Annotated in this window: 15 protein-coding genes and 3 pseudogenes; 13 read left to right on the forward strand and 5 right to left on the reverse strand. The window is 63.4% G+C overall.

Translation table 11 applies throughout. From position 1 onward, the window contains the following. The first annotated feature begins 263 nt into the window (after positions 1–263). Both aceE and aceF read left to right on the forward strand, forming a co-directional pair. Complete coding sequence (gene aceE / locus B2D37_RS14660; RefSeq protein WP_079203377.1) at positions 264–2,909, forward strand: pyruvate dehydrogenase (acetyl-transferring), homodimeric type; 2,646 nt, start codon at positions 264–266, stop codon at positions 2,907–2,909. A gap of 156 nt (positions 2,910–3,065) precedes the next feature. Continuing rightward, positions 3,066–4,727, forward strand: coding sequence for a dihydrolipoyllysine-residue acetyltransferase (gene aceF / locus B2D37_RS14665; RefSeq protein ID WP_079203378.1), 1,662 nt, complete (start codon positions 3,066–3,068; stop codon positions 4,725–4,727). A gap of 216 nt (positions 4,728–4,943) precedes the next feature. On the opposite strand, the gene B2D37_RS14670 is transcribed toward aceF, so the two are convergent. Then, positions 4,944–5,333 carry a DUF3775 domain-containing protein gene (locus tag B2D37_RS14670; protein WP_218190326.1) on the reverse strand — a complete coding sequence of 130 codons (390 nt, stop codon included), beginning with the start codon at positions 5,331–5,333 and terminating at the stop codon, positions 4,944–4,946. Positions 5,334–5,439: 106 nt separating this feature from the next. Next, entirely contained in the window at positions 5,440–5,967 is a 528-nt protein-coding gene (locus tag B2D37_RS14675; RefSeq protein WP_079203379.1) for a hypothetical protein, read from the reverse strand. A gap of 77 nt (positions 5,968–6,044) precedes the next feature. Between B2D37_RS14675 and B2D37_RS14680 the strand changes: the two are divergent. The 3 genes and pseudogenes from B2D37_RS14680 to msrA form a co-directional block, all read left to right on the forward strand. Further along, a pseudogene (locus B2D37_RS14680) lies at positions 6,045–7,802 on the forward strand (diguanylate cyclase domain-containing protein); the annotation flags it as partial. A gap of 168 nt (positions 7,803–7,970) precedes the next feature. After that, positions 7,971–8,669: pseudogene (locus B2D37_RS24215) on the forward strand (putative bifunctional diguanylate cyclase/phosphodiesterase); the annotation flags it as partial. Positions 8,670–8,756: 87 nt separating this feature from the next. After that, entirely contained in the window at positions 8,757–9,404 is a 648-nt protein-coding gene (gene msrA, locus B2D37_RS14685; RefSeq protein WP_079203381.1) for a peptide-methionine (S)-S-oxide reductase MsrA, read from the forward strand. Positions 9,405–9,491: 87 nt separating this feature from the next. Here the strand turns inward: msrA and B2D37_RS14690 are convergent, their stop codons facing one another. Further along, entirely contained in the window at positions 9,492–11,141 is a 1,650-nt protein-coding gene (locus B2D37_RS14690) for an NAD(P)/FAD-dependent oxidoreductase (RefSeq protein WP_079203382.1), read from the reverse strand. A gap of 124 nt (positions 11,142–11,265) precedes the next feature. Here B2D37_RS14690 and B2D37_RS14695 point away from each other — a divergent pair, with 124 nt between their 5' ends. Further along, positions 11,266–11,802, forward strand: coding sequence for a PadR family transcriptional regulator (locus B2D37_RS14695; protein ID WP_079203383.1), 537 nt, complete (start codon positions 11,266–11,268; stop codon positions 11,800–11,802). Positions 11,803–11,863: 61 nt separating this feature from the next. Here B2D37_RS14695 and B2D37_RS14700 read toward each other — a convergent pair. Continuing rightward, positions 11,864–12,708 (reverse strand): annotated as a pseudogene (locus B2D37_RS14700) (23S rRNA (adenine(2030)-N(6))-methyltransferase RlmJ). 135 nt (positions 12,709–12,843) lie between these two features. Here B2D37_RS14700 and B2D37_RS14705 point away from each other — a divergent pair. The 5 genes from B2D37_RS14705 (at position 12,844) to selO (ending at position 22,876) form a co-directional block, all read left to right on the forward strand. Further along, positions 12,844–13,887, forward strand: coding sequence for a nitronate monooxygenase family protein (locus tag B2D37_RS14705; RefSeq protein WP_079203384.1), 1,044 nt, complete (start codon positions 12,844–12,846; stop codon positions 13,885–13,887). 82 nt (positions 13,888–13,969) lie between these two features. Then, positions 13,970–15,772: an acyl-CoA dehydrogenase gene (locus B2D37_RS14710; RefSeq protein ID WP_079203385.1), complete on the forward strand. Its 1,803-nt coding sequence runs from the start codon at positions 13,970–13,972 to the stop codon at positions 15,770–15,772. 327 nt (positions 15,773–16,099) lie between these two features. Further along, positions 16,100–17,845: a potassium/proton antiporter gene (locus B2D37_RS14720; protein ID WP_079203387.1), complete on the forward strand. Its 1,746-nt coding sequence runs from the start codon at positions 16,100–16,102 to the stop codon at positions 17,843–17,845. A gap of 81 nt (positions 17,846–17,926) precedes the next feature. Further along, positions 17,927–21,337, forward strand: a complete 3,411-nt coding sequence (gene mscK, locus B2D37_RS14725; protein ID WP_079203388.1) for a mechanosensitive channel MscK — start codon at positions 17,927–17,929, stop codon at positions 21,335–21,337. A 78-nt stretch (positions 21,338–21,415) separates the two neighbouring features. After that, positions 21,416–22,876: a protein adenylyltransferase SelO gene (gene selO / locus B2D37_RS14730; RefSeq protein WP_079203389.1), complete on the forward strand. Its 1,461-nt coding sequence runs from the start codon at positions 21,416–21,418 to the stop codon at positions 22,874–22,876. Here selO and B2D37_RS14735 read toward each other — a convergent pair. Beyond that, positions 22,860–23,570, reverse strand: a complete 711-nt coding sequence (locus B2D37_RS14735) for an aspartate/glutamate racemase family protein (protein ID WP_079203390.1) — start codon at positions 23,568–23,570, stop codon at positions 22,860–22,862. The two genes, selO and B2D37_RS14735, sit on opposite strands and share 17 nt — an antisense overlap. A 231-nt stretch (positions 23,571–23,801) precedes the next feature. Between B2D37_RS14735 and B2D37_RS14740 the strand changes: the two genes are divergently transcribed. Beyond that, the gene (locus B2D37_RS14740) at positions 23,802–25,598 is read left to right on the forward strand and encodes an SLC13 family permease (RefSeq protein WP_079203391.1); all 1,797 of its coding nucleotides are present in this window, start codon (positions 23,802–23,804) and stop codon (positions 25,596–25,598) included. A gap of 122 nt (positions 25,599–25,720) precedes the next feature. After that, a complete protein-coding gene (locus tag B2D37_RS14745) occupies positions 25,721–26,998 on the forward strand; it encodes a bifunctional O-acetylhomoserine aminocarboxypropyltransferase/cysteine synthase (RefSeq protein ID WP_079203392.1) in 1,278 nt (425 codons plus the stop codon).

Below are 26,998 nucleotides of genomic sequence, written 5' to 3' on the forward strand. Positions count from 1 at the left end.
ATCCTTTTTGGCGGACTGCAAGTGACACGCGTAAAGCCGGAAACCCTCTCGCTTGACGCGGCGCGCGCAACAAACAGACAAATAAATTGTAGTTTTGCTACGAAAGATTGTATCCAAAGGGCTGAAATCGGCGTCGAAATGTAGTAAAACTACACAGAGCCGGTCCTATCCCCGGTGCATCCAAGAATTCACGTGCCCGCCCACAAAGCCGGTCACGAATCCTGGCCTCCGATTCTGGAAGCCTTTCCGCCCTGGAGCAACCCATGCAAGACCTCGATCCCGTCGAAACCCAGGAATGGCTGGACGCCCTTGAGTCTGTTCTTGACAAGGAAGGCGAAGACCGCGCGCATTACCTGATGACCCGCTTGGGCGAACTGGCCACCCGCAGTGGCTCCCAGTTGCCCTATGCGATCACTACGCCATACCGCAACACCATCCCGGTAACCCACGAAGCACGCATGCCTGGCGACCTGTTCATGGAACGCCGCATTCGCTCGCTGGTACGCTGGAACGCCCTGGCCATGGTGATGCGCACCAACCTGAAAGATCCGGATCTGGGCGGCCACATCTCCAGTTTCGCCTCCTCGGCGACCCTGTATGACATCGGTTTCAACTACTTCTTCCAGGCCCCGACCGACGAGCACGGCGGCGACCTGATCTTCTTCCAGGGCCATGCCTCGCCAGGCGTCTACGCTCGCGCCTTCATGGAAGGCCGAATCAGCGAAGAGCAGCTCGACAATTTCCGCCAGGAAGTCGATGGCAAGGGCCTGTCGTCCTACCCACACCCCTGGCTGATGCCGGACTTCTGGCAGTTCCCCACCGTGTCCATGGGCCTGGGGCCGATCCAGGCGATCTACCAGGCACGCTTCATGAAATACCTGGAAGACCGTGGCTATATCCCGGCCGGCAAGCAGAAAGTCTGGTGCTTCCTCGGCGACGGCGAGTGCGACGAGCCGGAATCCCTCGGCGCCATCTCCCTGGCCGGCCGCGAGAAACTCGACAACCTGATCTTCGTCATCAACTGCAACCTGCAGCGTCTCGACGGCCCGGTGCGCGGCAACGGCAAGATCATTCAGGAACTCGAAGGCGTGTTCCGTGGCGCCCAGTGGAACGTCAACAAGGTGGTCTGGGGTCGCTTCTGGGATCCACTGCTGGCCAAGGACACCGACGGCATCCTGCAACGCCGGATGGACGAAGTGATCGACGGCGAGTACCAGAACTACAAGGCCAAAGACGGCGCCTTCGTCCGTGAGCACTTCTTCAACAGCCCCGAGCTGAAAGAGATGGTCAAAGACCTCTCCGACGACGAGATCTGGAAGCTCAATCGTGGCGGCCACGACCCGTACAAGGTCTATGCGGCCTACCATGACGCGGTCCACCACAAAGCACAGCCGACCGTGATCCTGGCCAAGACCATCAAGGGTTATGGCACCGGCGCGGGCGAAGCGAAGAACACCGCGCACAACACCAAGAAAGTCGACGTCGCCAGCCTCAAGCAGTTCCGCGACCGCTTCGACATCCCGGTCCAGGACGACCAGCTGGAGAACCTGCCGTTCTTCAAGCCGAAACCCGGCAGCGCCGAATACAAGTACCTGCACGAGCGGCGCGCCGCCCTCGGTGGTTTCGTACCGCAGCGCCGCACCAACAGCTTCAGCATCCCGACCCCGCCACTGGATACCCTCAAGGCCATCCTCGACGGCTCCGGCGACCGTGAAATCTCCACCACCATGGCCTTTGTGCGGGTACTCGCCCAGCTGCTCAAGGACAAGGAACTCGGCCAGCGCATCGTGCCGATCATTCCGGACGAGGCGCGTACCTTCGGCATGGAAGGCATGTTCCGCCAGCTCGGCATCTACTCCTCGGTCGGCCAGCTGTATGAGCCGGTGGACAAGGATCAGGTGATGTTCTACCGCGAGGACAAGAAAGGTCAGATCCTCGAGGAAGGCATCAACGAAGCCGGCGCCATGAGTTCCTTCATCGCCGCGGGCACCAGCTACAGCTGCCACAACCAGCCGATGCTGCCGTTCTATATCTTCTATTCGATGTTCGGTTTCCAGCGCATTGGCGACCTGGCCTGGGCTGCCGGCGACAGCCGCACCCGTGGCTTCCTGATCGGCGGCACCGCCGGGCGCACCACGCTCAACGGCGAAGGCCTGCAGCACGAAGACGGTCACAGCCACATCATGGCTTCGACCATCCCCAACTGCCGCACGTTCGACCCGACCTACGGCTACGAGCTGGCGGTAATCATCCGCGAAGGCACGCGGCAGATGATCGAAGAGCAGCAGAACGTCTTCTACTACATCACCGTGATGAACGAGGCGTATCAGCAGCCGGCCATGCCTAAAGGTGTCGAGGCCGGCATCGTCAAGGGCATGTACCTGCTCGAAGAGGACAAGAAGGAAGCCGCCCATCACGTGCAGCTGCTCGGCTCCGGCACCATCCTGCGCGAAGTGCGCGAGGCGGCGAAGATCCTCCGCGAGCAGTTCAAGGTCGGCGCCGATGTGTGGAGCGTCACCAGCTTCAACGAACTACGGCGCGACGGCCTGGCCGTGGAACGCAACAACCGCCTGCATCCCGAGCAGAAGCCCAAGTTGTCGTATGTCGAGCAGTGCCTGACCGGCCGCCAAGGCCCGGTCATCGCCAGCACCGACTATATGAAGCTGTTCGCCGACCAGATTCGCCAGTGGGTTCCCAGCAAGGAATACAAGGTCCTGGGCACCGACGGTTTCGGGCGCAGCGACAGCCGCAAGAAACTGCGCCACTTCTTCGAAGTGGATCGCAACTGGGTGGTCCTGGCCGCTCTCGAAGCCCTCGCCGACCGTGGTGATATCGAACCTAAAGTGGTGGCCGAGGCCATCGCCAAGTTCGGCATCAACCCGGAAAAACTCAACCCACTGGACTGTTAAGAATCTGTTCAAGAACGTCGCGAGCGTAGCTCAGGCAAGGCGAAAACAGGCGAGAACGCGGAGTTTACGAACTGTAAATGAGCCGTTCGAGCCTGCTTTCAACGCAGCATGAGCAAGCGCAGTAGTTATTGAATAGGTTCTCTAAGGAGACGCACTGTGAGCGAACTAATCCGCGTACCCGACATCGGCAGTGGTGAAGGCGAAGTCATCGAGCTGTTCGTCAAGGTCGGCGATCGCATCGAAGCCGAGCAGAGCCTGCTGACCCTCGAGTCGGACAAGGCCAGCATGGAAATCCCGGCACCGAAAGCCGGGGTGATCAAGAGCCTGAAAGTCAAACTGGGCGACCGCCTGAAAGAAGGCGACGAGTTGCTCGAGCTGGAAGTCGAAGGCGCCAGCGACGCGGCAGCGCCCGCACCTGCCGAAGCCGCCAAGGCAGCCGCTCCGGCGCCTGCTGCGGCAGCACCAGCAGCGGAGGCACCAGCAGCGGCGGCAGAGTCGTCCGTGCAGGACATCCATGTCCCGGACATCGGCTCGGCCGGCAAGGCCAAGGTCATCGAAATCCTGGTCAAGGCCGGCGACACGGTCGAAGCCGACCAGTCGCTGATCACCCTGGAATCGGACAAGGCCAGCATGGAAATCCCCTCGCCGGTTGCCGGCGTGGTGGAAAGTGTCGAGGTCAAGCTGGACGCCGACGTCGGCACCGGCGACCTGATCCTCAAGCTGAAAGTGGCAGGAGCCGCCGCTCCTGCTGCGCCAGCGCCAACGGCAGCGCAAACGGCGGAGGTGCATAAAACCCCCGCCGGGGCCGACCCGGCGATAGCCGCCGAAGTCAACGCCATCGCCAAGCTGGCGGCCGCCGCTGCCAGCGTGACGGCCGCGCCACGGTCCGACGGTGCCAAGGTGCATGCCGGTCCGGCCGTGCGCCAGTTGGCCCGTGAAATGGGTGCCGAGCTCACCGCCATCACCGGCAGTGGCCCGAAAGGCCGGGTGATCAAGGAAGACGTGCAGGCCTACGTCAAGGCGATGCTGCAGAAAGCCAAGGAGGCGCCCGCTGGCGCCACCGCAGGTGCCACCAGTGGTGCAGGCATCCCGCCGATCCCGGTGGTGGATTTCAGCCGCTTCGGTGAAATCGAAGAAGTGGCCATGACCCGCCTGATGCAGGTCGGCGCCGCCAACCTGCATCGCAGCTGGCTCAATGTGCCGCATGTGACTCAGTTCGACTCGGCCGACATCACCGAGTTGGAAGCCTTCCGCGTCGCGCAGAAAGGCGTGGCCGAGAAAGCTGGGGTCAAGCTCACCGTGCTGCCACTGTTGCTCAAGGCCTGCGCCTTCCTGCTCAAGGAACTGCCGGACTTCAACAGCTCGCTGGCGCCGAGCGGCAAGGCGATCATCCGCAAGAAGTACGTGAACATCGGCTTCGCCGTCGACACCCCGGATGGTCTGCTGGTCCCGGTAATCAAGAACGTCGACCAGAAGAGCCTGCTGCAGCTTGCGGCTGAAGCGGCCGCACTGGCGGAAAAAGCCCGCACCAAGAAGCTTGCCGCCGATGACATGCAGGGCGCCTGCTTCACCATCTCCAGCCTCGGCCATATTGGCGGCACCGGCTTCACGCCGATCGTCAACGCGCCAGAAGTGGCGATTCTCGGCGTGAGCAAGGCCACCATCCAGCCGGTCTGGGACGGCAAGGCCTTCCAGCCCAAGCTGATGCTGCCGCTGTCGCTGTCCTACGACCACCGGGTGATCAACGGTGCTGCAGCCGCGCGCTTTACCAAGCGCCTCGGGGATGTGCTGGCAGATATCCGCACCATGCTGCTGTAAGACTTAGCGGCAACTGGCAACAACTTTCGAGCACGCCACGCTCGTACCTCAACCCCGCCCTGTTTGGCGGGGTTTTTTTTGAGTGGGCTAGAGGGGCAAGAACGGGGTTGAGAGTCGCCGAAAGCAGCTAGGCTCCACCTAACCCCGCGAGCGCTGTTCGGCCTGCCCCATGGCCGGGGGGCGGGGCAACTGCTCCTGGCGCGATTGCCGTACCTCTCACTCGCAGTCGTAACCCTGCATGGCCAGGGCTTCGCGCAGAGGATCCGCGAGGAAGGGATGAGCGATCAGGTACTCGGCGGTACTTGGATTCCAGTCGTCCTGCGCCTGCTCGAGCAATTCTGGCCAGTCCTCCAGCGTGCCGTCGCCACGCCCCAACCAGAGCAAGGCCACGACCTGCTGTAGTTGCTCAGGCTCCAGGTCATCGATGCTCGACTTGAACTCGAGGCATACCTCGTCGTCCGCATGGTCGGCGAACACCTGCATCGCCCAATCGGCACCGGGGCTGGTCGGCTGTTCAGGAATAACCACTGCCTCCTGGGCATGAAACACCTGGGCAAGAGCAATCAGTCGGCAAACAGTATCGGGATTGACGTCCAGCATCTGCATGCACGCCACTCAGCATCCAGGGTCTGTTGAAAGCATCGCCCTGACCGACGAAATTTTCCAGCCCAGGCTCGACCTAGAATGAAAAGACGCCAGGCGGTACAGCGCCTCAGCCCTTCTGCACCTTGCGGATCAGAAAGCTCAGGGCCTTGGCCAGCTCGGCCGCACCCTGGTGATCGCGCACGATGGTCAACAGCGGGCTCCCATCGACCGGGTTGTACAGCACGCAACTGATGCCGCTGGACGGGCAGTCGTAACGGATAAACGGGTCGACCCCGAACAGCGCAATGCGCTGGTTGCGCACGGCCATGTCGCTGCCTTGCCCACGAATCTCCTCGCGCAGGATCAGCTCACCGGGCGCGCCAAGACGCAACTGGTAGAGCAGATCCCGAGGCTGCGCCTGACCCACCTGATAGCCGGCGCGCAGGGCGTAGGTGGTCAGCAGCGCATTGCTGTGCAAGAGCAGCACCTGGCGCTCGTTCTGACTCAGGTACAGGCGCTTCAAGCCGGCCAGATAACTGGCCTGTTCGGCGCTGCTCAGCCCCGCTGCGGGTTCGCTGGCCACGGTCAGCGGCGCAACCAGGCAGCCAAGTAAACACACGGTGTGAATTAGTTTTCTTGTCAGTCGCAAATGCATGATGCACCCTTACTCAACGCTATAGTGAAGTGGGCCTAACCCTTGCCTCAGCCAGCATACTGGAAGCCAGCCGCTTGATGAAAAGCCATCCCGATGCCGTGAGCCGGTTAGCATCCGAGGTTGTGACACAGTTACCAGTGCCGTCGAGGCTCGGCATGTTGCGCTTCGAGCGTTTGAACGAGGCCAGCTGGGCGCTGCTGTTTCTCGACCCGGCCTGCGAACGCCAGTTCGGCATCCCCGCCAGCGAACTCTGCGCACTGGTCGATGCCCCCTACGCCTGCCTGATGGAGCCCGAAGCTCGCCATCGGTTGCATGACACCATTCAGCTGCAACTGGCGCAGCAAGCGCATTATCTGGTGCATTACACCCTGCATACCGCGCACGGCCCCGTCTGCCTGATGGAAATGGGCGAGCCGTTCAAGCAACACGGCCGGCATCTGCTGCGCGGCTACCTGATAGTCACCGCTGAGACTAGCGCCCCCACCCCGCCTGCGTCGAGCAGCGAGGATCAGCAACGGCAGCAGCGCTCGCATGCCCAGCAAAGCCTGATCGTGCGCCTGGCGCGCCAGCACTACACGACCAGCGATCCGCTGCGTGAAGCCGCCGAGCTGATCACCCGTTCAGCGTGCAGCCTGTATGGCGTAGCGCGGGCGAGCATCTGGAATCTGAATGGCGCCAGCCTTGCGCCCGTGACCCTGTTTCGCCGCGATATCGACCGTCATGAACGCGCCATGCCGTTCGCAATGGGCGACTGCCCGGATTACCTGCAAGCACTGCAAAGTGGCCGGGCGATCGATGCCCACGATGCCACGCTCGACCCGCGTACCCGTGAACTGCGCGACAGCTACCTGCAACCCATGGGCATCACGGCCATGCTCGATGCCAGTATCCGCGTCGGCGGTGAAGTGGTCGGCGTGCTGTGCCTGGAGCACACAGACTCGCGGCGCGTCTGGCAGGCCGACGAAATCGCCTTTGCCGGCGAACTGGCCGATCAGTACGCGCAAGTGCTGAGCAATCAGCAACGGCGCAGCGCTACCAGCGAGCTGCACCTGTTCAAGCGCGCGGTCGAGCAGAGCGCCAGCGCCTTTATCCTGGTCGATCGCGACGGGCTGGTGGAATACGTCAACCCGAGTTTTACCGCCATCACCCTGTACAGTTCCGACGAGGTACAAGGCCGGCGCCTGTCCGAACTGCAGGCCTTGGAAAACCTCGGCGAGCTGCTCTTCGATGCACCCACCAGCCTCTCCGAACACAACAACTGGCAAGGCGAGTTCAAAAGCCGGCGCAAGAACCTCGAGCCCTACTGGGGGCAGCTGTCGATATCCAAGGTGCATGCCGATGACGGCACTCTGACCCACTACATCGGCATCTACGAAGACGTCACCGAATCCAAACAGGCCCAGCAACGCATCGAGCGCCTGGCCTACAGCGACAGCCTCACCGGCCTGGGTAACCGCTACGCCTTTATCCGTGCCCTGGAACACCGCTTTGCCAGCGCTGACGGCAAGCCGTTCAGCCTGCTGCTGGTGGACATCGACAATTTCAAGCGGATCAACGACAGCCTCGGCCACCAGACCGGCGACAAGCTGCTCATCAGCCTGGCCCGGCGCCTGCGCAACAGCCTCACGCCGAGCGGCATACTCGCGCGCTTCGCCAGCAACGAATTCGCCATCCTGCTGGATGCCGCCGACCTGGCTGGCGCCCAACAGCTGGCCCACCAGGTGCTGCATACCCTGGACAAGCCACTGTTCGTCGACAATCAATTGATCAGCGTCACCGGCTCGGTGGGCGTGGCCAGCACGCCAGAGCACGGGACCGATCCACAAACCCTGATGAAGCATGCCGGCCTGGCGCTGCACAAGGCCAAGGCCAACGGCAAGCACCAACTGCAGGTATTCACCGAGGTACTGAACGCCGAGGCCGACTACAAACTGTTCGTCGAAAACAATCTGCGCCGCGCGCTGACCCAGAACGAGCTGGAAGTGTTCTATCAACCCAAACTGTGCCTGAAGACTGGCCAGTTGACCGGCATGGAGGCGCTCCTGCGCTGGCACCATCCGGAGAAAGGCATGATTCAGCCGGACCAATTCATCGGCGTGGCCGAGGAAACCGGGCTGATCATCCCTATCGGCAAATGGGTGGTGCGCCAAGCCTGCCATATGAGCAAGCAGTTGACCGCGGCTGGCCTGGGCAACCTGCAGGTAGCGATCAACCTGTCGCCCAAGCAGTTCTCCGACCCCGATCTGGTTGGCTCGATCGCCGCGATCCTGCACGAGGAACAGCTGGCGCCAACCTTGCTGGAGCTGGAGTTGACCGAAAGCCTGCTGCTGGAGGCCACCGACGACACCCGCCACCAGCTCAGTCGCCTGAAAAGCCTGGGGCTGACCCTGGCGATGGACGACTTCGGCACCGGTTATTCGTCGCTCAGCTACCTGAAAAAATACCCCATCGACGTGATCAAGATCGACCGTAGCTTCATCAAGGACATCCCGGAAAATCAGGACGACATGGAGATCACCTCGGCGGTGATCGCCATGGCCCATAAACTGAAACTCAAGGTAGTCGCCGAAGGCATCGAAACCGCCGCGCAACTGGGCTTCCTCCGGCGCCAGCACTGCGACATCGGCCAGGGCTACCTGTTCGACCGGCCGATCGCCGGGGGCGAACTGATCGCAAGACTGCAGCGCTATCCCTGCCGCTAGCCGATCATGTCGCGCCGACCACGACCGGTAACGTCCCGTCACCCGCGCGGTCTACCGATACACCCGCTTATGTTGAGGAAATCGCTCATGGTTCTGCGTTCGCAAATTCTTGCCCAGCCACTCGAACTGCCCAGTGCCGAGCAGGCTCTGCCCGGCCGCGATACGCCGCTGCCAGTGCCAGACGCCCATTACGTCAATGGCCATCCCCTGCAGGCGCCATTCCCGGCCGGCATGCAGCAAGCGGTATTCGCCCTCGGCTGTTTCTGGGGCGCCGAGCGACGCTTCTGGCAGCAACCGGGGGTGTGGAGCACCGCCGTCGGCTATGCCGGCGGCCATACGCCAAACCCGACCTATGAGGAAGCCTGCTCCGGCTTGACCGGCCACACCGAAGCGGTGCTGGTGGTCTTCGACCCGCAACAGACCAGTTACGCGGCGCTGCTGAAAGCCTTCTGGGAAGCGCATAACCCGACCCAGGGCATGCGCCAGGGCAACGACACCGGCAGCCAGTACCGCTCGGCGATCTACTGCTACGGCGCCGAGCAACTGGCCGCCGCCGAAGCCAGCCAGGCGCAGTTCCAAGGCGAACTGGCAAAGGCCGGCTTCGGCCCTATCACCACCGAAATCGCCGAGGCACCGCCCTTCTACTATGCCGAGGCCTACCACCAGCAATACCTGGCGAAGAACCCCGGCGGCTATTGCGGCCTGGGCGGCACCGGAGTGTGCCTGCCGGGATAGCGACGTTCAGGCCAAGGATGGCGTGGAGCCCCAGTCGCAACCACGCGCAAGCGCTGACCTCCAACCGCCCGGCGCCGAGACACGTGCTCAGAGCGCCGGCGTCTGCTCCCCTGCCTCGACTGTCGTCCCTGGTGTCCAGCGCTTCAACAACTGACCGACCCGGTAGCCGCGCCAGCCGAGCATGCGGGTCGCGGTCAGCACCCCGGCCATGAGAGCACCACCAACCCCGGCGGTAACGGTGTCCGCCCCGGTCAGGTAGAGGCCCTTGATCGGCGTCTGGCAGTGAATCCAGTGTTGCTCGAAACGCTGCACCGTGTGGTCGATGCCGTAGATTTCGCCCTGCTCGTTCCACTGATACCACTCGCTGGACAGCGGTGTGCCCAGCTCGCAGAAATCCAGCGCACCGCGCAGTTGCGGCTGATGACGGTAGAGCGTTTCCAGCAGGTGTTCGGTGAGCTCGGCCTTGAAGGCTTCGTACTCGGGGCCGCGCTTGCCCCAGGTGGTGCCCTTCCATTGGGCGAACCACTGCGGCTGGGTCGGCGCGACGATTTCCACCGTGGCCTTGTTCGGGTAGTGGGCATCCCAGGCCGGGTCCTTGGCAGAGGGGAAGCTGATGTAGATCAGCGGCATCGCCGGGTTCTGCCCGCTCTTGAAGCTGCTGACGTTGTAGTCGTGATCGTGGCTCGGGTAGACCCAGTAGTTGGTCTTCGGCAGGTGCAGGTCGGCGGCGCTGCCCTTGAACCCGGCGTACAGACAGAGGGTGGCCGCTGACAGTTCGACCTTCGGCAGGTGGTCCAGCAGGCCATGCTCGCTCGCCACCTGCGGCTCGAGCAGACGGGTATAGGTGGGCACCAGGCCGGCGCAGCTGACAATCAGCGGGGCACGCAATTCGAAGCCGTCTTTCTGCATGCACACACCGACCGCGCGGCCCTTCTCGACCAGGATCTTGTCGACCCCGGCATAGGTGAATACGTGGCCACCGGCGGCTTCGATGACCGGAATGATGGTTGCGGAAATTTTCGTGGCACCGCCCACCGGGTAGTTGCCGCCGGTGATGTAGTGCTTGGCGACCATGGCGTGCATGACGAACGCCGCCTCCGCCGGTGGCAGCCCGTAGTCGCCCCACTGGGCCGTGAGCACGCCGATCAGTTCCTGGTTCTGGGTCAGACCTTCAAGCACTTCGCGAGTGGTCTTGAACATGTAGTCGGGCAGCCACAGACGGCGCAGTTTGCCGTAGAGCATACCCAGCGAGCGTGGCAGGGCCTGGCCGGCAAAGAAGCGCGGGACCTTGGCACTGACCTCGCTGAGCAGGTCGACATAACGGTCGAGCACCGCCGCTTCATCGGGGAAGTGGCGCTGCATCTCCGCCTTGAATTCCTCGCGCCCGGCCACGTAGTCATAGGTCTTGTCGCCGATCACGATGCGATCGTAATGCGCGTCCATCGACGCCCATTCGAGGTTGCCATCGCTGATCACATCGAACACCCGGCGGATCGCCGACCAGGGTTTGTGCACCTCACCAATGTAATGCACACCGACGTCCCACTCGTAGCCTGCACGCTCGTAGCTGTGGGTGTAGCCGCCGGCGGTGTAGTGCTGCTCGAGCACGCAGACACGCTTACCGAGTTTGGCCAGCAACGCGGCGGTGGTCAGGCCACCAATACCGGAGCCAATGATGATGGCGTCGTAGTCATTGCTGGCCAGGCGCGGGCGAAAGCGGGTACCGGTGCGTTTCATGGGAAGCCCCTGCGTTTTTATTATGCAATTTTTTGCATACTAAGCAGGCTCTCCGCCCAATGCAACTTTTTGCATAATCCGTATACTGCGGCGCTCGCCCCCATCGACCCGGTGAACGCTATCCATGTCGCTCAAGCACGCCATCCTCATCCTCCTGGAAAGTGAACCCGGCAGCGGCTACGACCTGCTCAAGCGCTTCAAGGATGGCCTCGGCTATTTCTGGAATGCCAAGCACCAGCAGGTCTACCTGGAACTGAAAAAGCTCAACGAGGCCGGCTGGCTGGAGTTTGAAGCACAGACGCAGGAAACCCGCCCGGACAAGAAGGTCTACCGCCTGACGCCGGCCGGCCACACAGAATTACTGCGCTGGCTCGCCGAGCCGGTGCAGCCCAACAAGATCAACGATGCGTTGCTGGTAAAGTTGTACGCGGGCGCCCATACCACGCTGGACAACCTGCGCGAGGAAATGCACCGGCACGTGGCGGTGCACCGCAAGACATTGGACAGCCTGCTGGACATCGAGCGTGAGTATCTCGCTCAGCCGCAAGACCGCCGCGCCGCTCTGCGCCTGCCCTACCTGACCCTGCGCCGCGGCATACTCGGCGAACAGTCCTGGCTGGACTGGGCCGCGGAAGTCGAACTGGAACTGGCCCGCGCATAACGCGACAGCCCACCCCGGCATAGCGATCACTGTGCAGGGGTTGAGCCCAACGCGCCTCCATTTAGGGGGCCTTTTCCTCGATCAGCCAATCCATCCGCCAGCCGGCCTGGCTTTGCCCGAGCAAGGTGGTCAGCCAGGGCAGGATCTGCTTGAGTTCGTCCTCCAGGCCCCAGGGCGGATTGCTGATCACCAGGCCGGAACCGTTCAGGCGTTGCGCGTCATCGGCGGGGTGCACATAGAGTTCGATGCGCAGCAGCGTGGGCGCATTGCTCTTTCCCAGGTCGCGGTAGAAGCGTCTGAGCTGGCCCAGTTCCTTGATCGGGTACCAGATCGCCACCACCGCCTGGCGCATCCGGCCAATGGCTTCGTTCAACGCCTGCACGCAGCGCTCCGGCTCATCGGCCTGTTCGAAGGGCGGATCGATCAGCAGCAGCACGCGCTTCTCGCGGCTCGGCAGCAAGGCCCGCGGCACATGCCAGCCTTCACCCAGGTGCACGGCAACACGGCGGTCACCGGCCATGTTTTCCTTGAGCAGGCGACCGTCTTCCGGGTGTTTCTCGTTGAGGTGCAGACGATCCTGTTCGCGCGTCAGCATGCGCGCCAGCTCCGGCGAGCCCGGGTAATGCCGCAGCACGCCGCCGGGGTTCATGGCGCGAATCACTTCCAGGTAATCGACCAGTTGATCCGGTACATCCTCGGCCTGCCACAGCCGGGCGATGCCCTGCAGCCATTCGCCGGTGCGGCTGGCCTGGTCCCCGCGAGGTCGTAGAGACCCACGCCGGCGTGGCTGTCGAGGTAGGCGAAAGGCGCGTCCTTGCGTGACAGCAGGGCGATCAAGCGACTCAAGATAACGTGTTTCAACACATCGGCATGGTTGCCGGCATGGAAGGCGTGACGGTAGTTCATGTGCGGGCTCCTGTGGCCGCACAGCTTAACAGGCCGCCAGCAACTGCCGCGTCAGCATTTGCACTGGCCACTACCGGCTGCAACTGGCTATGGTTATGCCTCCTGCGGCAACGCAACGTCATGGAGCGCAACCTTATGCCACTGCAACAACTGCTGGGTATCGACCTGCCATTGATCCAGGCCCCCATGGCCGGGGTGCAGAATCACGCACTGGCAGTGGCCGTATCGAATGCCGGCGGCCTTGGTTCGCTGCCCTGCGCCATGCTCGATGCCGCCGGGTTGCGCGCCGAGTTGACTACGCTGACGGCCAAGACCAGCAAGCCCTACAACCTCAACTTCTTCTGCCACGCCCCGGCGCAGGCCGATGCGCAGCGGGAAGCGGCCTGGCGCAGCGCGCTGGAACCGTACTACGCCGAGCTAGGCATCGACCCGGCAGGCATCGGCAGTGGCCCTGGCCGGCAGCCGTTCAGTGCCGAGATGGCGGATCTGCTGGATGAGTTTCGCCCGGCCGTGGTGAGCTTCCACTTCGGCCTGCCCTGCGCCGAGTTGCTGGCCCGCGTCAAAGCCTGCGGGGCGAAGGTGCTCAGTTCGGCGACCACGCTTGAGGAAGCGCTCTGGCTACAGGAGCATGGCGTCGATGCGATCATCGCCCAGGGCCTGGAAGCCGGCGGCCATCGCGGCCACTTCCTCGATATGGACCTGAGTCGCCAGTGCGGCACCTTCGCCCTGCTGCCGCAGATCGTGGCGGCGGTGCGACTGCCGGTGATTGCCGCGGGCGGCATTGCCGATGCCCAAGGCGTGCGCGCGGCCATGGCCCTGGGCGCGGCCGGGGTGCAGATCGGCACGGCCTACCTCTGTTGCCCGGAAGCGACCACCAGCGCCATCCATCGCGCCGCATTGCACAGTCCGCAGGCGCGGCATACTGCCCTGACCAACCTGTTCAGCGGCCGCCCGGCGCGGGGCATCGTCAACCGGCTAATCCGTGAGCAGGGGCCGATCAGCCCTGTGGCCCCGGGCTTTCCCTTGGCCACTGCCGCCATCGCACCCTTGCGCGCCAAGGCGGAAAGCCAGGGCAGCGGCGACTTCTCGCCACTCTGGGCCGGCCAGAATGTCAGCGGTTGCGCCGAGATAGAGGCCGGCGCACTGACCCGCGAACTGGCCAAGGGGTTTGCTCTCTGAGCCTTTATCACGCTCATTAATAGTGCTGGGAGCCACACCTGAGCCTGCTTAGACTCGGCGCATCCTAACCGGAGATATACCCATGTCCGAGTCCCTGCTCAGCTCCCGCAACCTGGCCTTCGAGCTTTACGAAGTGCTGGACGCCGAAGCCCTGACCCAGCGCGAACGCTTCGCCGAGCACAGCCGCGAGACCTTCGATGCGGCCATCGACACCGCGCGCAGCATCGCCGAAAAGCTGTTCGCCCCGCACAACCGCAAGAACGACGAACACGAGCCCGAGTACGTCGACGGCGCTGCGGTGCTGATTCCCGAGGTCAAGCCGGCGGTCGACGCCTTCCTCGAAGCCGGCTTCCTCAATGCCACCCGTGAGTTTGACGCCGGCGGCATGCAGCTGCCCAATCTGCTGTCGCAGGCCTGCTTTGCCCACTTCCAGTCGGCTAACGCGGCAACCACCTCCTACCCCTTCCTGACCATGGGCGCGGCCAACCTGATCGAAAGTTTCGGCAGCGCGGAACAGAAGCAGCGCTTCCTGCAGCCGATGATCGACGGCCGCTTCTTCGGCACCATGGCCCTGACCGAACCGCATGCCGGCTCCTCCTTGTCGGACCTGCGCAGCAAGGCCGAACCGGCGGCTGACGGTAGCTACCGGATCAAGGGCAACAAAATCTTCATCTCCGGCGGCGACCATCCGCTGAGCGAGAACATCGTGCACATGGTGTTGGCCAGGCTGCCGGACGCGCCGCCCGGAGTGAAGGGCATCAGTCTGTTTATCGTGCCGAAGTTTCTGGTTAACGACGACGGCTCCCTGGGGCCGCGCAACGACGTGATCCTGGCCGGTCTGTTCCACAAGATGGGCTGGCGCGGCACCACCTCCACCGCGCTGAACTTCGGCGATAACGGCGAGTGCATCGGCTACCTGGTGGGCCAGCCGCACGCCGGCCTGTCCTATATGTTCCAGATGATGAACGAGGCGCGCATCGGCGTCGGCATGGGCGCGGTGATGCTCGGTTACGCCGGCTACCTGTACTCGCTGGACTATGCCCGCCAGCGCCCGCAAGGCCGCCAGCCGGACGGCAAGGACCCGACCTCGAGTCAAGTGGCGATCATCGAGCACGCCGACGTGCGGCGCATGCTGCTGACCCAGAAGGCCTACGTCGAAGGCGCCTTCGACCTCGGCCTGTACGCCGCGCGCTTGTTCGACGACACCCAGACCCTGGAAACCGCAGAGCAACGGCGTATCGCCCTGGAGTTGCTGGATCTGCTCACGCCCATTGTCAAATCCTGGCCCTCGGAGTTCTGCCTGAAGGCCAACGAGCTGGCGATCCAGATCCTCGGTGGCCACGGCTACACCCGCGATTACCCGGTGGAGCAGTACTACCGCGACAACCGCCTCAACCCGATCCACGAAGGCACCCACGGTATCCAGTCGCTCGACCTGCTCGGGCGCAAGGTCTCGATGAACGGCGGCGCGGCGCTCAAGCAACTGGTCAAGCTGATCCAGGACTGCTGCCAACGCGCCAGCGCACATGCGTCGCTGAACGCCCTGCGCCATCCGCTGGAGCAACTACTGGCGCGCCTGTCCGCCGTGACCCTGGCGCTGCTGGGCGACCTGATGAGCGGCAAGGTCAACCAGGGCCTGGCCAATTCGGCGCTGTACCTGAACGTCTTCGGTCATATGGTGATTGGCTGGCGCTGGCTGGAGCAGGCGATCAAGGCCGAGCAGGGTCTGGCGGCCGGCAATCCAGTCGACCGCGACTTCTATCGAGGCAAGCTGCAGGCCGCGCGTTACTTCCTGACCTGGGAAGTGCCGGGCTGCCAGCACAACCTGGCTATCCTCGAAGCGCGCGACGACACCTGCCTGAGCATGCAGAACAGCTGGTTCTAAGGCTGACAGCGCGACCGACGCAGGGTGGGTTAGGCGCCTGCCTCGGTCGCCCATTGCATTCCACTCTCAATGGCGGCGTAACCCACCATTGCCGCCGACCGGGCTAACGCCTGGAGGGTTACGCGGCGCTCGACCTGCGAGGCAAACCGCCCCCTTCCTCCCGCGCCGCTAACCCACCCTAGGCACTCAAGCAGAGCAAACCACCAAGCGGACGCCCCCATTGGATGAGCGGGGCGTTTTCTTGACAGTGAGACGAAGACGCAGGTTAGAATCGCTGGCACGCACCATGCATATCGATGCAGTCGCCTTCCGACCCGGAGTACCTCCTTGGACGCCAGCACCATCAATAATCTGTTCTTGATCGGTGCATTGCTGGTGGCCTTGAGCATTCTGGTCAGTGCGCTCGGTTCGCGTTTCGGCATTCCCATCCTGGTGATTTTCCTCGCGGTCGGCATGCTCGCCGGCGTTGATGGCCCAGGCGGCATCCTCTTCGAAAACTACCCACTGGCCTATCTGGTGGGCAACCTGGCCTTGGCAATCATCCTGCTCGATGGCGGCATGCGCACCCGCGTTTCCAGTTTCCGCGTAGCCCTGTGGCCCTCCTTGTCCCTGGCCACGGTGGGGGTGCTGATCACCGCCGGGCTGACCGGCATGGCCGCCGCCTGGCTGTTCAACCTGAGCTGGATGGAAGGCTTGCTGATCGGCGCCATCGTCGGCTCCACCGACGCCGCTGCGGTATTCAGCCTGCTCGGCGGGCGTGGCCTGAACGAACGGGTCAGCGCTACCCTGGAAATCGAATCGGGCAGTAACGATCCCATGGCGGTGTTCCTCACCGTGACCCTGATCGCCATGCTTGCCAGCGGCCAGGATGGCTTGAGCTGGTCACTACCCCTGCAACTGCTGCAGCAATTCGGCATCGGCGCGTTGTTCGGCCTGGGTGGCGGCTGGCTGCTACTGAATCTGGTCAACCGCATGGAGCTGGCCAACGGCCTCTACCCCTTGCTGGTGGTCAGCGGCGGGCTGATCATTTTCGCCATCACCAATGCCGCGGGCGGCAGCGGCATTCTGGCCATCTACCTGTGTGGCCTGCTGCTCGGCTATCGGCCTATCCGCTCGCGTCACGGCATCCTGCACATGCTCGACGGCCTGGCCTGGCTGGCGCAGATCGGCATGTTCCTGGTACTCGGCCTGCTGGTCACACCCCATGAACTGCTGCCGATTGCCCTGCCGGCGCTGGGCCTGGCCCTGTGGATGATTCTATTCGCCCGGCCACTGTCGATTCTTATTGGCCTGCTGCCATTCAAAGGCTTTCATGACCGCGAGCGCGCCTTTATCGCCTGGGTTGGTTTGCGTGGCGCGGTGCCGATCATTCTCGCGGTGTTCCCCCTGATGGCCGGTCTGGAGAATGCCCAGCTGTTCTTCAATGTGGCCTTCTTCATCGTCTTGGTCTCCCTGCTGCTGCAGGGCACCAGCCTACCTTGGGCCGCCAAGCTGTTGCGCGTCACCGTGCCGCCAGAGCCGGCACCGATATCGCGCGCTGGCCTGGACGTGCACCCGACCAGCCAGTGGGAGCTGTTCATCTACCGACTGGGCGCGGAGAAGTGGTGCATCGGTGCCGCCCTGCGCGAACTGAAGATGCCCGAGGGCACCCGCATTGCCGCGTTGTTTCGCGACAAGGAACTGCTCCACCCCTCTGGCAGCACCCGCCTCGAAGCTGGCGACCTGCTCTGCGTAGTTGGCCACGAACACGACCTGCCAGGCTTGGGCAAACTGTTCAGCCAGGCACCGAAGCGTGGCCAGGATCTGCGCTTCTTCGGCGATTTCGTCCTGGAAGGCGACGCCGAACTCGGCGCGGTTGCCGCGCTGTACGGCCTGAAACTGGCCGACATCAACGGCCAGCAAGCGCTAGGCCGCTTTATCGCCAAGCAGATCGGCGGCGAACCGGTGATCGGCGATCAGGTCGAGTGGCAGGGCCTGCTCTGGACAGTGGCGGCGATGGAGGGGAACAAGGTCCGCAAAGTCGGCGTCAAATTTCCCGAAGGTAGCCGTCCAGGGCCAGGGCTGTTTCTCTGACCGACTGCTGCAAACCCGCTGCGCCACGCTTTTCAGCAGCCTGTTAGACTCAACCTCTTTTCCAGCAGCACGATCGCGACCATGCCCTCTTTACGTCCCTATCTAGCCGTCCTTCTGCTCGGGCTTTGCCTGAGTACGCCCTTGAGTCTCGCGGCCGAGTCGCCGAAAAGCGCCGATGTGCAGCGCAACCTGGAAAACCTGGCCGAGCGCAAAATGCCGGAAACCGAGCAGCTGGCGCTCAAGCAGACCCTGGAGAAGACCCTCGAGCTGCTCAATCAGCAAACCTACAGCGAAAAACGCCTGGTCGATCTCAAACAGCAACTCGAGCAGGCGCCGCAACTGATTAATGAAGCGCAGCGCGAACTGACCCGCCTCAAAGCCAGCCAAGCCACCCCGGTTACCCCGCGCTATGCCGATACGGCTGTGCCGCAATTGGAGCAACTGCTCAGCGAGCGCAATGTTCAGTTGAACGACTGGCAGAAGCAGATCATCGACGCCAACAGCCTGATCATCACCGCGCAGACCCGTCCCGAGCGGGCGCAGGGGGAGATCAGCAGCAATCAGACGCGGATTCAGGAGATCAACACTGCCCTGAAAAACGGTAAAGACGCCAACAAATCACTGACTACCGAGCGCCGCGACCTGCTCAACGCGGAACTCGCCGCGCTCAATGCGCAGACCCAGCTGCGGCGCGAGGAGCTGGCAGGTAACAGCCTGCTGCAGGACCTTGGCAGCAGCCAGCGCGACTTGCTCGATGAACGCATCAAGCGTCTGGAGCAGGAGCTGCTCGAGCTGCAATCGCTGGTCAACGAAAAGCGCCGGGCACAGTCCGAGAAAACCGTCGCCGAGCAATCGATCGAAGCGAAAAAAGCCGGCTCCGACAAGCTCCTGACCAGCGTCAGCACGCGCAACCTCAAGCTGTCCGACTACCTGTTACGCTCCACCGAACGCCTTAACCAGCTGACCCAGCAGAACCTGCAAACCCGCCAGCAACTGGACGCGCTCAACCAGAGCGATCAAGCGCTGGACGAACAGATTGGCGTGCTGCAAGGCAGCCTGCTGCTGTCGAAGATCCTCTACCAGCAGAAGCAGGCCTTGCCCAAGCTGACGCTGGACAAAGGACTGGCCGACGAAATTGCCGACATTCGCCTCTACCAGTTCGACCTGACCCAACAGCGCGAGCAACTCAGCAACCCCGGCGACTATGTCGAGCAGCTGCTCGCCAAGCAGCCCGCCGAGAACGTCACCGCGGAATTGCGCGCGACCCTGTTTGAACTGATGAGCACCCGCCGCGAGCTGCTCAACCGTCTCAACCGTGAGCTCAATGCGCTGCTCAACGAATCGATCACCCTGCAACTCAACCAGAAACAACTGCAAAGCACCGCCGGCGCCTTGCGCGCGACCCTGGACGAGCAGATGTTCTGGATCCCCAGCAACAAGCCCCTGGATCTCGATTGGTTCAAAAGCGTGCCACGCTTGCTGGAACGGCAGATTGCCGACCTGCCCTGGGGTTCCAGCTTGCGCGAGCTGGGCGCCGGCTTGGTCGAGCGCCCGCTGTTGTTTCTGCCGCTGCTGTTGCTGATCGGCCTGCTGCTGTGGAAACGCAGCTACCTGTACCTCAAGCTCAGCGAACTGCATCAGGACATTAGCCACTTCAAGCGCGACAGCCAGCTGCACACGCCGTTGGCCGTTTTCCTCAACATGCTGCTGGCCCTACCCGGCACCCTGTTCCTGGCGCTGTGCGGTTTCGCCTTGCAGATGGACGCCCGCGGACAGAACGCCAACCTCGGGGCGGCCATGTTCGAAATGGCCCAGGCCTGGTTGGTGTTCTACACCGTCTACCGGATCCTCGCCCCGGGTGGCGTGGCCGAACTGCATTTCCGCTGGCCGCGAGCGCAGGTAAATTTCCTCCACAGACAGATTCGTTACCTGGGTCTGGTGGTACTGGCCCTGGCCGGCGTTGTCGCCGTCGCCGAACACCAACCCGCCAGCCTGGCCGATGATGTCATCGGGATTGCCGTGGTGCTGGGCTGTTACGGCCTGATGGCCTGGATGCTGCACAAGTTGCTGCTGAGTGGCCCGGCCCGCGAGCAAGCCTCGGCGTTCCGGATATTCCTCGGCCTGCTGTTCAGCCTGCTGCCGCTGGCGCTGATCATCGCGGTGGGCTTCGGTTACTACTACACCGCGCTGAAACTCAGCGACCGGCTGATCGACACGCTTTACCTGCTGATCATCTGGCTATTCGTCGAGGCGGCCTTCGTCCGCGGCCTCGGCGTCGCCGCCAGGCGTCTGGCCTACCAGCGCGCCACCGCCAAGCGCCTGGCGCAACAAGCCAGCGAGGGCGAAAGCGGCGACGTGGTGATCGAAGAACCAACCCTGGACATCGAACAGGTCAACCAGCAGTCGCTACGGCTGATTCGCCTGGCCCTGCTGGGCATCTTCATTGCTGGACTGTACTGGGTCTGGGCCGACCTGATTTCAGTGTTCGCCTACATGGACAACATCAGTCTCTATGAATACAGCAGCGGCAGCGGCGAAAGCGCCAGTCTGGTACCGATCAGCCTCAGCGACCTGCTCAGCGCGCTGATCATCGTCGGTATCACCGCGGCTCTGGCGCGCAACCTGCCCGGCCTGCTGGAAGTCCTGGTGCTGTCGCGCCTGCATTTGGCACAAGGCAGCGCCTACGCCACCACCACCCTGCTGTCCTATGCGATTGTCGCCATCGGCTTCGTGGTCACCCTGTCGACCCTCGGGGTCAGCTGGGACAAGCTGCAATGGCTGGTGGCGGCGCTCTCGGTCGGCCTGGGTTTCGGCCTGCAGGAGATTTTCGCCAACTTTATTTCCGGCCTGATCATCCTGTTCGAACGCCCGGTACGCATCGGCGACGTGGTGACCATCGGCAATCTGTCCGGCACGGTCAGCAAGATCCGCATCCGCGCCACCACCATCACCGACTTCGACCGCAAGGAAATCATCGTACCGAACAAGACCTTCGTCACCGACCAGTTGGTTAACTGGTCGCTGAACGACACCGTCACCCGGGTGATCATCAAGATTGGCGTGGCTTACGAGACCGACCTGGAGCTGGCACGCAAGCTGATGCTGCAGGCCGCCGAGGAAAATCCACGGGTGCTGCGCGATCCCGAGCCGCTGCTGTTTTTCCTGAGCATCAGCCCCAGCACCTTCGACTACGAATTGCGCTTCCATGTGCGCGAACTGGGCGACCGCAATGCCTCCACCGATGAAATCCTCACCCGCATCGCCTTGAGCTTCCGCGAAAACGACGTCGAGATGGCCTTCAACCAGGTCGAAGTCATGGTCAAGAACCTGCAGGGCCAGGAACTCAACCTGAGCACCGGCAAGAGCACGCTCGGCGAACCCGCCAAGCCCGCCCCCGATACCGCGCACAAACCCACATTTAAACCCGAAGCCGAACCTGAAGCCGACCAGGATCCGATCACCCCGACGACGCCTGACATCGACCCGACCTAAACATCTGACGTTGCTCGGGGTCTACCGTCCGAGCAACGTGCGGATCGTCGCAGTGCCCCGTCCTGCTGGAGTCTTACTTTGAAGTCGCTTACCGACCTGACCTTCGACAATCGCTTCGCCCGTCTCGGCGATGCCTTTTCCACCCATATATTGCCCGAGCCGATTGCCGAGCCGCGCGTGGTGGTGGTCAGCCAGGAGGCCATGGCCCTGCTCGACCTCGACCCCGGCGAAGCCGAGAGCGAGGTATTCGCCCAGTTGTTCGCCGGGCACACGCTGTGGAGCGAGGCCGAGCCGCGGGCCATGGTCTATTCCGGGCATCAGTTCGGCAGCTACAACCCGCGCCTGGGCGATGGCCGCGGCCTGCTGTTGGGCGAGGTGGTCAACCAGGCCGGCGAGTACTGGGATCTGCACCTCAAGGGTGCCGGACAGACGCCCTACTCGCGCATGGGCGACGGCCGTGCGGTACTGCGCTCATCGATCCGTGAATTTCTCGCCAGCGAACACCTGCATGCCCTCGGCATCCCCAGCTCACGGGCGCTGTGCGTCACCGCGTCGAGCACCCCGGTATGGCGCGAGAAACAGGAAAGCGCGGCCATGATCCTGCGCATGGCGCAGAGCCATGTGCGCTTCGGCCACTTCGAGTACTTCTATTACACCCAGCAGCACGACCTGCTGAAACAACTCGGCGAGCATGTGCTGAGCTGCCACTTCCCCGCGTGTAAAGAACAGCCGGAACCCTACCTGGCCATGTTCCGCGAGGTGGTCGAGCGCAACGCCGAGTTGATCGCCCACTGGCAGGCCTATGGCTTCTGCCACGGGGTGATGAACAGCGACAACATGTCGATCCTCGGTATCACCTTCGACTATGGCCCCTACGCCTTCCTCGACGACTTCGATAGCAAGCACATCTGCAATCACTCCGACGACACCGGGCGCTACAGCTTCAGCAACCAGGTGCCGATTGCCCAGTGGAACCTGGCGGCGCTGGGCCAGGCGTTGACTCCGCTGGTCGAGGTCGACGCCCTGCGCGAGGCCCTGGGCCTGTTCCTGCCGCTGTATCAGGCCCATTACCTTGACCTGATGCGCCGCCGCCTGGGCTTGCTCAGCAGCGATGCCGGCGACGACGCCTTGATCCAACGCCTGCTGCAACTGATGCAGAGCAGCGCGGTGGACTACACCCTCTTCTTCCGCGAACTGGGCGACAGCGCGCCCGACCAGTCTCTGGCCCGCCTGCGCGAAGACTTCACCGACCTCAACGGCTTCGATGCCTGGGCCGATGATTACCGTGCCCGCAGCCAACAGGATGGTGGCGATCAGCAACAGCGCCGCGCGCGCATGCACGCGGCCAACCCCAAGTACATCCTGCGCAACTACCTGGCCCAGCAAGTCATCGATGCCGCCGAGCAAGGCGACTATGGCCCGGTACGCGAACTGCACGCCGTGCTCAGCCGGCCGTTCGACGAGCAACCCGGCTTCGAGCGCTATGCCCAGCGCCCGCCGGAATGGGGCAAGCACCTGGAGATCAGCTGTTCGTCGTAGCAGGCCCCAGCAGCCACTCCAGCCCCATTGCCACGTGCAGCTCGGTGCTGTCGAGCAACGGCAGCGCCGCGCACGCGCCTTCGAGCAGCAGGCCGATCTCGGTGCAGCCGAGAATCGCCACCTCGGCGCCCTGCTCGTGCAGCTGTGCCAGGCAGTCCAGGTAGAAGGCACGGGCAGCGTCGTGGAACTGGCCCTGACACAGCTCGGCGAAAATAACCCTATCGATTTCTGCCATTTGCGCCGGTTTGGGGACCACCACCTGGATACCGAAGCGCTCGGCCAGGCGCTCGCGGTAGAACGCCTCCTGCATGGTGAAGCGCGTACCGAGCAAGGCCGCGCGCTTGATCCCCTGGCGCTGCAACGCCTGACCCACGGCATCGCCGATATGCAGCAGGGGAATGTCCAGCGCCGCCTCGATGGCCGGCGCCACCTTGTGCATGGTGTTGGTCGCCAGCAGCAGCGCCGTCGCACCGGCACGCTCCAGCCCTTGGCCCGCAGTAGCCAACTGCCGCCCAGCAGCCTCCCAGTCGCCCAGTTGCTGCAGCGCGGCGATCCCGGCGAAGTCCAGCGAATGCACGAGCAAGGGCGCCGAGTGCAGGCCGCCCAAACGCTCACGCACGCCCTGATTGAGCAGGCGGTAATAGCTCGCGGTGGACTCCCAGCTCATGCCTCCGAGAATACCTAACTGGCGCATCGCTCATCCCCTTCACAAAAACCCGAGCCTAACCGGCCAATGGCTGGCTGACACAGAGACAGTGCACGACGAGGGTGGCGGTACAGCCTTACTTATTAAACCGAAAAGGCATATAAACCTTCTCAAACATTCTTAGACTCTCTAAGCCGCAACCCTTATCTTCAGCGCCTCGCGAGGCCGCCCTTGAGCGTGCCCGCTACCTCACACAAGATTCGCACGCTAAGGACGCTCATGTTCTGGGACTCACTGCCCCTGCCCTTGCTGTTTGTCGGCGCCCTGCTGGTCTGGCTGCTGTATGCCTTCGTGCGCGAGAAATGGAGCCCGGACATAGTCGCGGCGATTGCCGTAGCGGCGCTGCTGGTCACGCAACTGCTGACCCCCGCCGAAGTACTCAGCGTGTTGAGCAACTCGGCGCCGGTGACCATCGCCTGCATGTTCGTACTGTCGGCCGCCCTGGAGCGCACCGGCTGCATCGACGCCCTGGGCAACTGGCTGGGCAACCTGGTCGGCACCAGCCCGATTCGCGTTCTCACCGGCCTGACGCTCACCGCCCTGGTGATTTCCGCCTGCCTGAACAACACCCCGGTGGTGGCCATCCTGACCCCGGTGGCCATCGCCCTGGCCCGCCGCGCCAACACCCTGCCGTCGAAGCTGCTGATTCCGCTGTCCTACGCCACCATCCTCGGCGGCACCCTGACCATGATCGGCACCTCGACCAACATCCTGGTCGACGGCGTGGCGCGCAAGGCTGGCCTGGCGCCCTTCGGCATCTTCGAGATCACCGGCGCCGGGCTGATCCTCGCCACGGTCGGCATGCTCTACTTGCTGACCATCGGCCGCCATCTGCTGCCGGATCGAGAAACCCTGTCCAAGCAATTGCGCCCCGACCTCGATCGCACCTTCATGACCGAGCTGCTGGTGCCACACGGCTCGCCGGTGATCGGCAAGACCTTGAGCGAGGCCAACCTCAATGGCGGCAACGGCTTGCAGGTGCTCAAGCTGTTCCGCGAGGACCAGGAGCTGACCGAGCCGAGCCACGACACCCCGCTCGCCAGCGGCGACCGCTTGCTGCTGCATGGCCAGGTGAAAAACGTGGTGGAGCTGCGCGAGAGCGGCCACCTGACTTTCAACCGCGGCGACGCCTTCGAAACCATCAGCAGCCACGACGTGATCCTCGCCGAGGCCATAGTCGGGCGCAATTCACGCTACAGCCACCGGCCCATGCGCGACCTCGACCTGACTGCGCGCTACGGCATCGCCGTGCTCGCCGTGCACCGTCAGGATGAGAATATCCAGGGCAACCTCGACGACTTCGAGCTGCAATTCGGCGACGTGATGCTGGTCGAGGGCACCCCAGCGCAAATCAAACGTTTCGCCGACAATGGCGAACTGATCAGCCTCAACGCCGTGCAGGAGCGCGCCTTCCGCCGCGACAAGGCACCGATTGCGATCATTGCCACGCTGTCGGTGATGCTGCTCGCCGCCTTCGGCGTGATGCCCATCGAAGGCCTGGCGATCATCGGCGCGGTGACCGTGCTGGCAACCCGCTGCCTGGACGTGGAAGACGCCTACAAGGCAGTGGACTGGAAGATCCTCAGCCTGATCTTCGGCATGCTGGCGATCAGCATCGCCATGGACAAGGTCGGCCTGGTCAAACTGATGGTGGAGAACGTCATGGGCCTGATGCCTTGGGCCGGGCCACTGCTGATGCTGTCGTTCATCTACCTGTTCACCTCGATCCTCACCGAGATGCTGTCGAATAACGCCGTGGCGGTACTGGTCACCCCCATCGCCATCGGCCTGGCCCAGCACCTGGGCGTCGATCCACGGCCCTTCGTGGTGGCGGTGATGTTCGCCGCCAGCGCCAGCTTCGCCACGCCCATCGGCTACCAGACCAACACCTTCGTCTACAACGCTGGTGGCTACCGCTTCACCGACTTCATGAAGATCGGCATCCCACTCAATCTGCTGCTCTGGGTGGTCGCCAGCTTCGTCATCCCCTGGTTCTGGCCACTGACGCCGGTGTGAGCGACATCAGGTCCACATCAATTGAGCTGATGTCGCTGCAATTTTATTGCCGCAGATCATTGACCCGGATTGGCCTCCCTCGCCATGCTGCGCCTCTTTCAATCGCCTGAAGGAACGCCCGCATGAAACTGGAAACCCTGGTCATCCACGCCGGCTACAGCCCCGACCCGACGACCAAGGCGGTGGCGGTGCCGATCTACCAGACCACCTCCTACGCCTTCGACGACACCCAGCACGGCGCCGACCTGTTCGACCTCAAGGTCGCCGGCAACATCTACACGCGGATCATGAATCCCACCACCGACGTCCTGGAAAAGCGCGTGGCGGCCCTGGAAAACGGGGTCGGCGCGCTGGCCGTGGCTTCCGGCATGGCGGCCATTACCTATGCCATCCAGACCATTGCCGAAGTCGGCGACAACATCGTCTCGGTGGCCAAGTTGTATGGCGGCACCTACAACCTGTTCGCCCACACCCTGCCGCGCCAGGGCATCGAAGTGCGCTTCGCCGCCCATGACGACATCGCGGCCCTGGAAGCGCTGATCGACGACAAAACCAAGGCGGTGTTCTGCGAGTCCATCGGCAACCCGGCCGGCAACATCATCGACCTGCAAGCGCTGGCCGACGCGGCCCACCGCCATGGCGTGCCGCTGATTGTCGACAACACCGTGGCCACGCCGATGCTCTGCCGGCCGTTCGAGCACGGCGCCGACATCGTGGTGCACTCGCTGACCAAGTACATGGGCGGCCACGGCACCAGCATCGGCGGCATCGTGGTCGACTCCGGCAAGTTTCCCTGGGCCCAGCACCCGGAGCGCTTCGCCCTGCTCAACACCCCGGACGCCTCCTACCACGGCGTGACCTACACCGAGGCCTTCGGCCCGGCCGCCTTCATCGGCCGCTGCCGGGTGGTGCCGCTGCGCAACATGGGCGCGGCCATCTCACCCTTCAACTCCTTCCTGATCCTGCAAGGCCTGGAAACCCTGGCCCTGCGCATGGAGCGCCACTGCGAGAACGCGCTCAAGGTGGCTGAATTCCTCAAGGCACACCCGCAGGTGGCCTGGGTGAAGTACGCCGGCCTGAGCGATCATCCCGAGCATGAGCTGGCGCAAAAATACTGCCAAGGCAAACCGGCCTCGATCCTATCCTTCGGCATCGTCGGCGGCCAGGCGGCCGGCGCGCGCTTTATCGATGCGCTCAAACTGGTGGTGCGCCTGGTCAACATCGGCGACGCCAAGTCGCTGGCCTGCCATCCGGCGTCCACCACCCACCGTCAGCTCAACGACGAGGAGCTGGCCAGGGCCGGGGTGCCGCGCGACATGGTGCGCCTGTCGGTCGGCATCGAACACAGCGACGACATTCTTGCCGACCTGCAACAGGCACTGCAGGCCGCCGGGGATTGA

The sequence above is a fragment of the Pseudomonas sp. CC6-YY-74 genome (assembly GCF_002025205.1).
Lineage (GTDB): Bacteria > Pseudomonadota > Gammaproteobacteria > Pseudomonadales > Pseudomonadaceae > Aquipseudomonas > Aquipseudomonas paeninsulae.

What these genes read in the sequence shown, in the direction of transcription:
- B2D37_RS14675 (WP_079203379.1), bottom strand. Translation starts at nt 5,967, where the DNA reads ATGCATTTGCGACTGACAAGAAAACTAATTCACACCGTGTGTTTACTT.
- B2D37_RS14695 (WP_079203383.1), top strand. Translation starts at nt 11,266, where the DNA reads ATGTCGCTCAAGCACGCCATCCTCATCCTCCTGGAAAGTGAACCCGGC.
- B2D37_RS14690 (WP_079203382.1), bottom strand. Translation starts at nt 11,141, where the DNA reads ATGAAACGCACCGGTACCCGCTTTCGCCCGCGCCTGGCCAGCAATGAC.
- mscK (WP_079203388.1), top strand. Translation starts at nt 17,927, where the DNA reads ATGCCCTCTTTACGTCCCTATCTAGCCGTCCTTCTGCTCGGGCTTTGC.
- B2D37_RS14705 (WP_079203384.1), top strand. Translation starts at nt 12,844, where the DNA reads ATGCCACTGCAACAACTGCTGGGTATCGACCTGCCATTGATCCAGGCC.
- B2D37_RS14710 (WP_079203385.1), top strand. Translation starts at nt 13,970, where the DNA reads ATGTCCGAGTCCCTGCTCAGCTCCCGCAACCTGGCCTTCGAGCTTTAC.
- B2D37_RS14670 (WP_218190326.1), bottom strand. Translation starts at nt 5,333, where the DNA reads ATGCAGATGCTGGACGTCAATCCCGATACTGTTTGCCGACTGATTGCT.
- B2D37_RS14735 (WP_079203390.1), bottom strand. Translation starts at nt 23,570, where the DNA reads ATGCGCCAGTTAGGTATTCTCGGAGGCATGAGCTGGGAGTCCACCGCG.
- B2D37_RS14740 (WP_079203391.1), top strand. Translation starts at nt 23,802, where the DNA reads ATGTTCTGGGACTCACTGCCCCTGCCCTTGCTGTTTGTCGGCGCCCTG.
- B2D37_RS14745 (WP_079203392.1), top strand. Translation starts at nt 25,721, where the DNA reads ATGAAACTGGAAACCCTGGTCATCCACGCCGGCTACAGCCCCGACCCG.
- msrA (WP_079203381.1), top strand. Translation starts at nt 8,757, where the DNA reads ATGGTTCTGCGTTCGCAAATTCTTGCCCAGCCACTCGAACTGCCCAGT.
- aceE (WP_079203377.1), top strand. Translation starts at nt 264, where the DNA reads ATGCAAGACCTCGATCCCGTCGAAACCCAGGAATGGCTGGACGCCCTT.